10 protein-coding genes are annotated in these 11988 nt (G+C 68.9%); 4 read left to right on the top strand and 6 right to left on the bottom strand.

All coding sequences use genetic code 11. The features are described from left to right. Positions 1-34 precede the first annotated feature (34 nt). A complete protein-coding gene (locus MEBOL_RS31275) occupies positions 35-1426 on the bottom strand; it encodes a protease inhibitor I42 family protein (protein ID WP_095980871.1) in 1392 nt (463 codons plus the stop codon). Between the two features lie 198 nt (positions 1427-1624). Here MEBOL_RS31275 and MEBOL_RS31270 point away from each other — a divergent pair, with 198 nt between their 5' ends. The 3 genes from MEBOL_RS31270 to MEBOL_RS31260 all read left to right on the top strand — a co-directional run bounded on the left by MEBOL_RS31270 (position 1625) and on the right by MEBOL_RS31260 (position 4463). Beyond that, positions 1625-2851, top strand: a complete 1227-nt coding sequence (locus MEBOL_RS31270; RefSeq protein ID WP_095980870.1) for a molybdopterin molybdotransferase MoeA — start codon at positions 1625-1627, stop codon at positions 2849-2851. Positions 2852-2920: 69 nt separating this feature from the next. Continuing rightward, positions 2921-3595, top strand: coding sequence for a GTP cyclohydrolase II (gene ribA, locus MEBOL_RS31265; protein WP_095980869.1), 675 nt, complete (start codon positions 2921-2923; stop codon positions 3593-3595). 34 nt (positions 3596-3629) lie between these two features. Continuing rightward, positions 3630-4463, top strand: coding sequence for an MBL fold metallo-hydrolase (locus tag MEBOL_RS31260; RefSeq protein WP_095980868.1), 834 nt, complete (start codon positions 3630-3632; stop codon positions 4461-4463). Here the strand turns inward: MEBOL_RS31260 and lipB are convergent. From lipB to lpdA, 5 genes are all read right to left on the bottom strand, one after another. Continuing rightward, positions 4453-5535 (bottom strand): lipoyl(octanoyl) transferase LipB, encoded by a 1083-nt coding sequence (lipB, locus tag MEBOL_RS31255; protein WP_095980867.1) that lies wholly within the window; start codon positions 5533-5535, stop codon positions 4453-4455. The genes MEBOL_RS31260 and lipB overlap by 11 nt on opposite strands. Next, positions 5532-6845 (bottom strand): ClpX C4-type zinc finger protein, encoded by a 1314-nt coding sequence (locus MEBOL_RS31250; RefSeq protein ID WP_095980866.1) that lies wholly within the window; start codon positions 6843-6845, stop codon positions 5532-5534. Before MEBOL_RS31250 ends, lipB begins: the two co-directional genes overlap by 4 nt. A gap of 28 nt (positions 6846-6873) precedes the next feature. Then, positions 6874-8139: a dihydrolipoamide acetyltransferase family protein gene (locus MEBOL_RS31245; RefSeq protein ID WP_095980865.1), complete on the bottom strand. Its 1266-nt coding sequence runs from the start codon at positions 8137-8139 to the stop codon at positions 6874-6876. 33 nt (positions 8140-8172) lie between these two features. Further along, positions 8173-9108 carry a lipoyl synthase gene (gene lipA, locus MEBOL_RS31240; RefSeq protein WP_095980864.1) on the bottom strand — a complete coding sequence of 312 codons (936 nt, stop codon included), beginning with the start codon at positions 9106-9108 and terminating at the stop codon, positions 8173-8175. A 256-nt stretch (positions 9109-9364) separates the two neighbouring features. Beyond that, positions 9365-10762: a dihydrolipoyl dehydrogenase gene (gene lpdA, locus MEBOL_RS31235; protein WP_095980863.1), complete on the bottom strand. Its 1398-nt coding sequence runs from the start codon at positions 10760-10762 to the stop codon at positions 9365-9367. A 75-nt stretch (positions 10763-10837) separates the two neighbouring features. Between lpdA and MEBOL_RS31230 the strand changes: the two genes are divergently transcribed. Then, on the top strand, positions 10838-11950 hold the full coding sequence (locus MEBOL_RS31230; protein WP_157823777.1) for a hypothetical protein: 1113 nt from the start codon (positions 10838-10840) through the stop codon (positions 11948-11950). Positions 11951-11988 lie beyond the last annotated feature (38 nt).

Raw genomic sequence — 11988 nt, 5'->3', positions numbered from 1 at the left:
AAGAAAAGGCGGCTCGGGTCGACCAGAGAGGCCCTCAGGGTCTGACGGTCACGTTGAGCTTGAACGAGCGCTCCACCTGACCGGGATTGAGCGCCTTGGCGAGGAAGAACTCGACGTCGGAGGCGCCGGGATTGCGCGGGGTGAAGAAGAACTCGCGCGTGGCGGCGCCCTCGGCACCGGGCTCGAAGTTGGACTCGCGCAGGCCCAGCCGCTTGGCCGCCGTGGGCTCGATGGCCCAGGACAAACCCGGCTGCTCCTGCAGGCGCACGGTGAAGGCGTGGTTGAGCCGCACGTCGATGTTGGCGGACAACTCGCCCTCCACATGGACGATTTCCAGGCCCTCGCGGGAGATGGGTCGGGCCTCGGCGGGGCGCACCTCGACATTTTCCACGTCGATGCGTCCACCCCAGCCAGAGGACTTGTCCGCCACGCCGGTGACGGAGATGGTCTGGCCGAGGAAGCGGCGCAGCCCCTTGGAGCCCTTGCCCTCGAGGATGAAGGACACCTGCTGACGGGTTCCCGCGTTGGAGACCACCAGCACGAACTCCTCGCCGGTCATCTCCAGGTTGCCGCGCAGCGAGGCGAAGCCCTTCATGCCCGCGCCCATACCGGCGGAGATGACCTGGGACACCTCGCCCGGAGACAGGTAGCGCAGCCGGGTTTCCGACTCCACCGGCGCGGGAGCGGGCTCCTCGGCCTCGGGCTTCTTGGCGGAGAACTTCCGCACGTCCACCGTACCGCCGTAGTTGGTGGTCTTCTTGATGAGCCCGCTGACGGACACCTTGTGGTCCACGTAGGCCGGAAGCACTTCCTGGTCCGGCCCCTGGAGGATGAAGACCAGCTCGCGCTTGTCCCGGCCCACCACGACCAGGCCCGGCAGGCCCTCGACGAGCGTCAACCGCCCCTTGAGGCTGCCCTCCCCCACGACGCCCCGGCCCTGGCCGGCGGTGAGCAACTGCTCCATGTCGCGCTTGTTGAGCGGATCTCCCGGCGGAGGCAGCTTGGTGGCGCGAGGACGAGGCTTCTCGGCCGCGGGCGTCTCCACCCGGGCGGGGGAAGCCACCTTGGTCTTGCCAGCCGCCTTCTCCACGGCCTTGGCGGCGGGCTCCTTGGCCTTGGCGGCCTCCTTCACCTTGGTGGCCGCCTTCTCCACGGCCTTCTTGGCCACCACGGCCACCTGCTTCACCTTGGCGGCGGCCTTCTCGGCGGTTTTCTTCGCGGCGGAGGCGGGCTTCTTCACACTGGAGGCCTTCTTCCCCTCCGCTGGGGCTTTCTTGCCCGCCTTCGCGCCCCCGGCGGCCTTCGTCACCAACTTCGCGGCGGCCTTCGCAACGCGCTTGGACGCGCTTTTGAGGACACCCGGTTTCGATTTGGCCTTCTTCGCCGCGGGAGTCGCCTTCTTGGCCCCGGACTTGGGCTTGGCCATCGACGCTGTCTCCTTGAATTCCCGTGTCATCTCAACGGGTTGGCGCACCTGCCCTCGACCCGTACCAGGGCCTGGCGATCATCACGGCTTGTAACGGTGATCAGCTGGCCTGTCAAACAAAGTCTTGAATTTCCTGGGGACTTTGATCCAACAAGACACGCATCGCTACACCCCTGTCGCGCCTGGGAGGGCCCCGCCATGAAGGAAGACACCGAGCTGTTGCCCGCGGAAGAGGCACGTGCCCGCACGCTCGCCCTGGTCCGCCCGCTCCCCACCGAGTGGGTGCGCTGGGAGGACGCGCTCGGGCGCGCGCTCGCCGAGGACGTGCTCGCTCAGCGCACCCTGCCCCCCTGGGACAACTCCGCCATGGACGGCTTCGCCGTGCGCAGCGCGGACCTGGCGGCCCCCCCACCCATCCGCCTGCGGGTGGGCGAGACGATCTTCGCCGGCCAGACGCCCCGCCAGGAGGTCCATCCAGGCACCTGCGCGCGCATCATGACGGGCGCCCCGCTGCCCCCGGGAGCGGACGCGGTGGTGATGCGAGAGCGGACCCGGCCGGGCCCCGACTCGGGGACGGTGGACATCCTCGAGGCGGTGGGAGCGGGCCACTTCGTGCGACCCCGAGGTGAGGACGCGCGCGAGGGCGAGGTGCTGCTGCCCCGGGGCACGCCGCTGGGCATCCCCGAGCTGAGCCTGCTGCTGGGCCAAGGCCGGGGGCTCGTCCCCGTCTCCCGCCGGCCCCGGGTGGCCATCCTCTCCACCGGAGACGAGCTGTGCCGGGTGGATGACCCCGCCGCGGGCCGCATCGTGGACGCCAACGCCCCGGCGCTCGCCCTGGCGGTCCAGCGGGCGGGCGGCGTGCCCACGGTACTCGGCATCGCCCGCGACAGCCTGGAGGACGTGTACCGCCACCTCGAGGCCTCCGAGGGCCATGATCTGGTCCTCACGAGCGCCGGAATGTCCGTGGGCGAGCACGACTTCGTGCGCGAGGCCCTGGAGAAGTGGGGAGTGACCCAGGACTTCTGGCGCGTGGCCATCAAACCGGGCAAGCCGCTCGCGGTGGGTCGCAAGGGAAAGACCGTCTACTGCGGATTGCCCGGCAACCCCACCTCGTCGCTCGTCACCTTCGAGCTCTTCGTCCGCCCCGCCCTGCGGCGCATGCTCGGCCACGTGGACGTGGAACCGCCCCGCGTGCCGGGCCGGCTGTCCGGCGAGCTGAAGAAGGCCCCGGGGCTGGCGCACTACCTCCGAGTGACGGCCGAATGGCGGGAGGGCGACCTGTGGGCCAGCCCCCTGTCCACCCAGACCTCGGGAGTCCTGCGCTCCGCGGCCTCGGCCACCCATCTGCTTCATTTCCCCCGCGAGGCCAGTAGGCTGACTACTGGTGACAAGGTGGAGTTGTTTCCTCTGTCCTGGGGGGCATGAAGAACGCGGCCGAGCGGTTCGCATCCAACCTTGTGTACCCCGTTGTTTATGAGGGAGAACGAGCCACCCATGTCCGACCCGCGCACGCCTCAGATGCTCCCGAACCGCAAGAGCCCCCACCTCCTGGAGATGTTCTCCGAGGCGGATGTGCCCACCGGCCGGGGAGTGCTCCGAACGGTCGTCTTCCGCGAGAAGCGCAACGGACGCGAGCACGTGGCGCTCGTGGTGGGCAACGTCCACGACCTGGAGGGAGTGCCCGTCCGGGTTCACTCCGAGTGTTTGACCAGCGAGGTCTTCGGCAGCCTCAAGTGCGACTGCCGCGAGCAGTTGGATCGGGCGCTGGACTTCGTCACCCAGAATGGCCTGGGCGTGGTGCTCTACCTGCGCCAGGAGGGCCGGGGCATCGGCCTGGGCAACAAGATCAAGGCCTACGCGCTCCAGGCCCAGGGGCTGGACACGTACGAGGCCAACCGCAAGCTGGGCTTCGCGGACGACCTGCGCAGCTACGACATCGCGGCGGAGATGTTGCGACTCCTCGGAGTGCGCTCGGTGGATCTCATCACCAACAACCCCCTGAAAATTGCAGGACTGGTGGACGAGGGAATTCCGGTGCGTCGACGCATTCCCTCGCGTACGGAGCACAATCCGCATAACGTCGACTACCTGAGGACGAAGCGCGAGCGGACGGGACATTTGATTGAGCTCTTCGCCGAGGACGACGACACCGAAGCCAAGGCAGGCTGAGGACACCCAGGGCCAGGTCCACGCCGAGTCGCGTGTGCCCTTCCACGTCCGTTTCTGGGGTGTGCGCGGCTCGGTGCCCACCCCGGGACCGACGACCCAGCGGTATGGCGGCAATACCCCCTGCCTGGAAATGCGCTGCGGAGAGGAGCTGCTCATCTTCGACCTGGGCACGGGCGTGCGCGAGCTGGGCGAGGCCCTGAGTGCCGCGGGAAGTCCGCCGCGGGCCTCCATCTTCCTGTCCCACTACCACTACGATCATCTCCAGGGACTGCCGTTCTTCACCCCCCTCTTCCAGGCGAGGTTCGCCTTCACGGTGTACGGCGCGTCGCGTGAGGGGCGCTCGGTGAAGGACGTGCTGGCCGGACAGATGGAGCAGCCCTATTTCCCGGTGACGTTGCAGCAGGTCGCCCGGGCCCAGCTCACGTACCGGGAACTGGCCTCGGGGCAACGGCTGGAGGTGGGGCCGGCCATCGTGCGCACCCTGGACCTGAACCACCCGGGAGGCAACCTCGGCTACCGCGTGGAGTGCGGCGGCAAGGTGGTGGTGTACGCGACGGACGTGGAGCCCGGCTGCGAGCGGGACCTGGAGCTGGTGGAGTTCGCCCGGGACGCGGACATGCTCATCATCGACGCGATGTACACCGAGGACGAGTACCACGGCCGCAAGGGCGCGGCGAAGCTGGGCTGGGGCCACTCGACGTGGGAGTCCGCGGTGCACACCGCCAACGCCGCCCGGGTGAAGCAACTGGTGCTCTTCCACCACGAGCCCACGCGCGACGACGCGGCGATGGATGCGTTCGTCGCCGAGGTACGCAAGCACCGCCCCGAGGCGATCGCCGCCATCGAGGCGCAGACCCTCACCCCCTGAGCCGCACCGCGCGCCCCACCGCCTCGCGCAGCCCCTTGAAGGGCAGCCGCTCGAGCGCCGTCGGGACGTCCACCCACTCGTAGGCGTCGTGCTCGTCGCCCAGGCGCACCTCGAACAAGTCCGGACACCGCGCGGCGAAAGCATTCTCCTCGACGAGCCGGGGCGGCACCGTGTTGCCCACGGCGAAGGCGTGGCGGTAGTCCAGATCCAACACCTCGGCGCGCAGGCCTGTCTCCTCGAACAGCTCGCGGGCGGCGGCCTCGCGCGGCGCCTCCCCTGGCTCCATCCGGCCGGTGACGATCTGCCAGAAGCCTCCGCGCGTGGGCCGCCGACGCAACAGCAGCACCCGGGCGTCGGGGCCCTGACCGCGCATCAGCGTGACGCTCACCGTGCGCGTGGGAGGCGCGGGCTCCACGAGTTGGAGCTCGAAGACGTCGGCGAAATGCCGGGCCACCTTCTCCTCCACCTCGGAGAGGGGCACCTCACGGCCGAGCTCGCGCCGCAGCGAGGTGACGCCCGCCTCCCGGATGCCGCAAGGGACGATGAAGTTGAAGTGGGGCAGGTGCGTGTTGACGTTGATCGCGAAGCCGTGGCTGGTGAGCCACTTGGACAGGTGCAGACCGATGGCGGCGATCTTCCGGGCCTCGGGCGAGTCCGCCGGGCCGAGCCACACGCCGGGCCACTTGGGAATGGTGATGGAGGACAGGCCGTATTCGGCGAGCGTGCGGTGCATGCACTGCTCGACGTCGCGCACGTAGCGGCGCACATCCTGGCGGTGCGCGGGCAGTAGGAAGATGGGGTAGCCCACGAGCTGTCCGGGCCCATGGTAGGTGACGTCACCGCCGCGATCCGTCGAGAAGAGTTCGACACCCTCGGCGGCCAGGCTCTCGTCACTGGCGAGCACATTGCCCCGGACCGCGGCGCGGCCCAGGGTGAGCACGGGTGGATGCTCGAGCAGCAGCAACACATCCCCACAGAGGCCCTGTCGGCGAGCCTCGCCGAAGAGCTTCATGAGTTGCAGGCCGTCTTCGTATTCGACCCGGCCAAGCCGGTACACCGTCAGCGTGTTCACGGAGTTCCCTTCCCCACGCGCCAGGAGCCAGGAGGAAGACGCGCCAGGAGTGCCCTCAACTCATGCCCGAGACGCGGGGAACGAGCGGCCTCCTGGGCCAGGGCGGTGAGTGCCTCGTCGGACAAATGGCAATCCTCGCGCGCCTCCAGCTCACGCCGGGCGATCTCCCGCAGCAGCTCCACGCCGGGCATCTCGAGGGGAACGAGCAACTGCACCCGCTCCAGCAGCGCGAGCGGCAACGCGCCCCGGGTCGCCTCGACGAGCGCGGCCGTGGTGGGGACGATCAGGCGGCCCGTGTCCGAGAACAGCTCGGGGCCCCGCGCCACCAGCCCTCCCCGGCTGGACATCAACACCGTGCGCCGCGGATGGCGCTCCAGGAAGGCGCCCAGCGAGGACTGCTCGGCGGGCGGCAGCCGATCCACGTCCTCCAGCAACAACACGGACTCCACGGAGGCGCGCTCGAGGGAATCGAAGGTGACGAGTTCTCCCCTGCCCTGCCGCGCCAATTCCCGCAGCCAGGTGCTCTTTCCGGAGCCCTCGGGCCCGAGCAACAGCACCCGGTGAACCCCACTCGCGAGGCCCCGCGCCAGCTCCTCCCGGGCCGCCAACTGGCCCAACAGTTCGGCGGCATCGGACCGGCGGGCCGACCCCCGAGGCCGGGTGGAGGAAGGAGGCCGCGGTGCCACGCCGCCCAGCAGGCCGCCGGACTCGCCAATGCAGGCCGCGCAGATGAAGGCACCGGCGGGCCCCGCTACCAGCGGCCCCACCTCGGTACGAGGACGGCAGCAGAAGGAACACCAGGCATCGAGGGAGGGATCCGCCCGGGTGGGGCCGCGTTCGATGAACCGGCCTTCTCCCTCGGGAGGGGCGCGCGAGGGGGGCTCCTCGCTCTTCGCACCCGGAGCGCCCAGCACGGCCGAGCGCATGGCCTTCACGGCCAGCTCCACGGGGTTGCTCCGGCGATCCACGGCCAGCTCCGCTTCCCGCAGGGCATCCAGGAGCGAGGAACCATCCTCCTCGACCTCCCAGGTGCCCTCGGGACCCAGCTCGTCGTCCTCCTCCGGGGGGACGGCCGGGGAGGGAGCCGCCCGGGCCTCGCTCTCCTCCAGCCGGTCCAGCGCCTCTCGCAGGTCCGCGCGAGAGGGCTCCAACCGCAGCGCATACCGCAGAAGCTGTCCGGCCCGAGCCGTGTTGCCAGCGCGCCGGCACAGCTCCGCGGCCCGCTGGAACAACTCGATGGCCCGGCGCTTGTCGCCTCCGATTTCCGCCTGCTGGGCGGCCCGGATGACGTCACGAACGTTGTCGGCCATGGGCGGTACTCCTCGGGCCATCCAGCCGTCAGGCCATGGCCAGGAACAGCATGTCCGGATGCTCCAGGTACTTGATGACCTCGTAGACGAAGTCGGCGGCGACCTGGCCATCGATGACGCGGTGATCCGCGGAGATGGAGATGTTCATCATCTCGCGAACGACGATCTGATCGTTCTTGTCCACCACGGGCCGCTTGCGCATGCGGTGGATGCCCAGGATGGCCACCTCGGGGTGGTTGATGATGGGCGTGGCGAAGATGCCGCCCGTCTGCCCGAGCGAGGTGATGGTGAACGAGCCGCCCGTCAGCTCATCCATCTTCAACTTGCGCTCACGCGCCGCGGTGCTCAGGCGCACCACCTCGTCGGCCAGCTCGCGCAGCGTCAGCCGGTCCGCGTTCTTGAGGACCGGAACGGTGAGCCCTTCCGGCGTGGCCACCGCGATACCGATGTTGAACTCGCCCCGGACCACCAGTTCCTGGGCCGCCTCGTCCATGTGGGCATTGAGGTGCGGGTACTTCTTCATCGCGGCGATGACGGCCTTCACGATGAAGGGCAGGAAGGACAGCTTCGTCTTGTCCCCCGTGGCGGCCAGGCTCTCGTTGAGCCGCTTGCGCAGGGCGACAAGCTCCGTTGCGTCCGTCTCCTCCACGAAGCCGAAGTGGGGCGCGGTGAACTTCGAGCGCACCATCTTCTCCGCGATCTTCTTGCGCAGGCCCCGCAGCGGGATGCGCTCGTCGGCGCGGCCCGCGGCCACCGGGGGCGCGGCCGGACGGGACGGCGCGGCGGCCGGGGGCGGCGTCACCTCGTTGCGCGTGGCGGAAGCACCCTCGAGCGCCGCCGTCACGTCCGCCTTCATCACCCGGCCCTGGGGACCGGAACCGGCGATCTGGGACAGATCCAACCCGTGCTCGCGCGCCATGCGGCGGGTGAGCGGCGTGGCGAGCACCTTGGAGGAAGAGGACGAGGAGGACGAAGCGGCCGAGGCTTCCGCGGCGGCGGAAACCGGAGCGGCGGCCGGAGCCCCGTGGCCAGCGGCCTGCGCGGGCGCCGCGCCCTCGATCTCCAGGGTGACGAGGAGCTGGTGCACCTTCGCCATCTCGCCTTCCTTGCCGTGCGTCTGCACGACCCGGCCGGCCTTGGGGCTGGGAACGGTCACCGTGGCCTTGTCCGTCATCACCTCGGCGAGCGTCTGGTCCTCCTGCACCTGGTCACCAGGCTTGACGTGCCACTTGACCAGCTCGCCCTCCTGCACGCCTTCGCCAAGGTCGGGCAGCTTCAATTCGAAGATCGCCATTCGGGGTCCGTTTCGGGGGGGTGGGGTAAGGCGTCAGGTGTTGCTGGCGAGCCCCAGGCGCTCACGCTCCATGAGGCCCTTCATGAAGAACTCGGCGGCGCGGTAGCTGGAGCGCACGAGCGGTCCGGCGGCCACGTACAGGAAGCCATAGGACTCGGCGAGCTGCTTGTAGGCCTCGAACTGGGGAGGGCTCACGAAGCGCTCGACGCGCAGGTGGTACTGCGAGGGCTGCAGGTACTGCCCCAGCGTCAGCACGTCCACGCCCACATCGCGCAGGTCGCGGAAGGACTGCTCCAGCTCGGCGTCCGTCTCGCCCAGGCCCACCATGATGGACGTCTTGGTGTAGAGCCGCTCGGGACGCTTCTTGAGGTACTCGAGCACCTTGAGCGACTGGCGGTAGGTGGCGCGGCGATCGCGCACGGTGGGCGTCAGACGCTCCACGGTCTCCACGTTGTGGGCCACCACGTGCGGACGGGCCTCGGACACGGTGTCCAGGTCGCGCTCCACGCCCTTGAAGTCGGGGATGAGCACCTCGACGATCGTCCGGGGCGAGTGCTGGCGCAGCTCGCGGATGGCCGAGGCGAAGTGGCTCGCGCCCCCATCCGGCCGGTCATCCCGGTTCACCGAGGTGACCACGATGTACTCCAGGTCCATCTCCTTGACGGCCTGGGCCAGGTGGATGGGCTCCATGGGATCCAACGGCGGCGGAGCACCCACCTTCACGTGGCAGAAGCGGCACGCGCGCGTGCACACCTCGCCCATGAGCATCACCGTGGCCGTGCCACCGCCCCAGCACTCGGCGATGTTCGGGCAGCGGGCCTCCTCGCACACCGTGGCCAGCTTCGTGCGGCGCACGATGGCCTTCACCCGCTCGTACCCTTCCCCATGGGGCAGACGCACCTTCAACCACTCGGGCTTCCGGGTGGACTCGGAGACTTGGGGCAGCGGGAAACGATCGGGAGTTGCCATGGGTCGCGGCCTTCTACGGTTGGGGCGAAAGCAGGGTCAAGCGGGAAGCCGTGACGCGTGATGTCGTCACGACTCCCAGGGATTCGAGCACGCCCCCTGTTCTAACGTGTCCGTCCCTCGCTGGCAGCCTTCTGTCCCATTCCCGACGGATCCAGCCCGTTCCTGGAGCAGGCGGGCGGCCCCAGACATGCGACGGCCGCCCGGGACACGAAGTCTCCCGGACGGCCTGGGGTGAAACGGGACCGACGGGTCCGTTCTAGATGTGGATGGGGTGACCGAGGGTGGCCTCGGCGCCCTCCTTCACGATCTCGGAGAGCGTCGGGTGCGCGTGCATGGTGTGCGCGAGCTCCTCGGTGGTGATCTCCAGGCGCAGCGCGACGCAGGCCTCGGCGAGCAGCTCCGTGGCGTGCGGGCCCACCATGTGGACACCCAGCACCTCGTCGTACTTCTTGTCGGACACCACCTTCACGAGGCCGATGCCCTCGTTGGAGATGGAGGCCTTGGTGACGGCGGAGAACGGGAAGATGCCCGTCTTCACGTCGTAGCCCCGCTCCTTGGCCTTCTTCTCGGTGAGACCCACCGAGGCGACCTCGGGGTAGCAGTAGGTGGCCGACGGCGTCAGATCGTAGTTGATGGGCGCGGGGTTCTTGCCGGCGATGTGCTCCACCGCGAGCACCGCCTCGGCGCTGGCCACGTGGGCGAGCATCGCCGTGGGGATGACGTCGCCGATGGCGTACACGCCCGGCTCGGTCGTGCGCATCATCGTGTCCGTCTTGATGAAGCCGCGATCGGCCTTGATGGACGTGTGCTGCAGGCCGATGTCCTCGCTCACGGGCGCGCGGCCCACCGCCGACAGGACGATCTCCGCCTCGATGGTGCGCGTCTCGCTGCCCACCGTCATGGTCAGCTTCACGCCGCTGCCCGTGTTCTCCACCGACTCCACCTTGGCGCCGGTGTGCAGGTCGATCTTCCGCTTCTTGAACTGCTTCTCCATCTCCTTGGAGATGTCCGCGTCCTCGATGGGCAGGATGTTGGGCAGGTACTCCACGATGGAGACCTGGCTGCCCATGTGGTTGAACACGGAGGCGAACTCGCAGCCCACCGCGCCCGCGCCGATGACGATCAGGCTCTTGGGAATGCGGTCGATGCCGAGGATGGAGTCGCTGTTGAGCACGCGCTCATGGTCCACCTTCACGTTGGGCAGCGACTTGGGCACCGAGCCCGTGGCGATGATGATGTTCTTCGTGTCCAGCTGCTGCTTGGACCCGTCGTCGCCCGTGACCTCGACCTTGCCCTTGCCGGCGATGCGGCCGTGGCCCTTGATGACGGTGATCTTGTTCTTCTTCATCAGGTAGTCGATGCCGTTGGCACCCTTGGTGACCACCTTCTGCTTGTGCTCCTGGACCTTGGCCCAGTTCACCACCGGCTTGGGCACCTCGATGCCGAAGTCCGCCGCCTCCTGGATGTGGTGCAGCAGCGCGGCACTCCAGAGCAGCGACTTGGTGGGAATGCAGCCCCGGTGAAGGCAGGTACCGCCCAGGCGCTTGTCCTTCTCGATGAGCGCCGTCTTCAAACCGAGCTGCGCGGCACGGATCGCACCGACATAACCACCGGGGCCCGAACCGATGATCACCACGTCGAAAGTCTCAGCCAAAGAATGCCTCCGGAGTGGATGGAACCACGCGGCGCTGATAACCACCCATCCCGGCTGGAATCAAGGAGTTTGCACGTGCGCCCCTACCCCCGCCGGACCCTCCTGCTCATGGCGCTCGCCCTCCTGGCCTTCTTGCGCCTGTACTACGTCACCCATTCGCGACCCGAGCCCGCCCCTCGGCCCCCGCCGGTACGAGCCACGACCGCTCCGGACAGAGGACAGGCCTGCCTCACCCTGGACCGGGCCCTGGAAGGCGCCCTGAAGGACCCCAACAGCGCTACTACCTGGGCCACCGTCCGGCGGGAACTCGACGCCTGCCCCACCCTTCCCTCTCGCGCATGCGAGCTGGGCGCCGCCCTGGACGCCCGTGCACCCCTCGACGATGCGGGACCCCAGGCCCTGCGCGAGCTGCTGGACACGCTGTGTCAACGCTGCCCCGCCGGACTCAATCCCTGCTCACGCGCCGTCATCCGCTCCGTGATGGCCGTGGACGTTGGCGGACAGACGTCACTCACGAGCCCTCGCTGGCATCTGGAGCACGCCGGTCCAGGCACCGCGGAAGCCTGTTCCGAGGTGGTCCGTAACCTCCTGGCTCCCGCCGCGCTCGACGAAGGACCGCCGCCGGAACCCCGCCAGGCCCTGCTCGCGCAACTCGCCCCAATCTGTATCCGCGCGGGACAGGTGCCCGCTCCCATCCTCCGGGCCGCCGCCGTGCAGGGTGATGTGCCCGCGAGGTCCTGGATTCCTCCCACCGAGACGTCCATCCAGGAGCGCGCCAGGCTGACGCCCGATCGCGTCGTGGGCGCACCAGGCGGCCACCCCGCCTTCGACGGAAAGGAATCCACGAGCGTGGACCTCCAACGAACGGAACAGGATCCGAGCTGGCGCAAGACCGGCGCGGTGAGCGGGGTATTCGAGCCGCCCGTGCACGAGGCGTCATCCCTGCGCGTGAAGGCGCGAGGAGCGGGAACCCTCCGAGCGGCCATCCGTGTCGAGAGCGGCCTGGGCCTGCATGATCCAGACACCCAGCACAGCTTCCTGCTGCCCCTCGTCTGCCGCTTCAAGGGCACGGGCCAATGGGAGGACTGCGCCCTGCCGGTCTCGCTCCTGGACGTGGAGGCGATCAGCGTCTTTCCGGACAAACGTCCCCTGATGTTGAGCGAGGTGGAAATCCTCGGAACTCGCTGAGCACCCGGACATTCTGAGCACCCGCTAGGATGGATGGG

The sequence above is a fragment of the Melittangium boletus DSM 14713 genome, from assembly GCF_002305855.1.
Taxonomy (GTDB): Bacteria; Myxococcota; Myxococcia; order Myxococcales; family Myxococcaceae; genus Cystobacter; species Cystobacter boletus.
The sequence above is the reverse complement of the archived record's forward strand: the minus strand, read 5'-3'. Positions and strand labels throughout refer to the sequence as shown.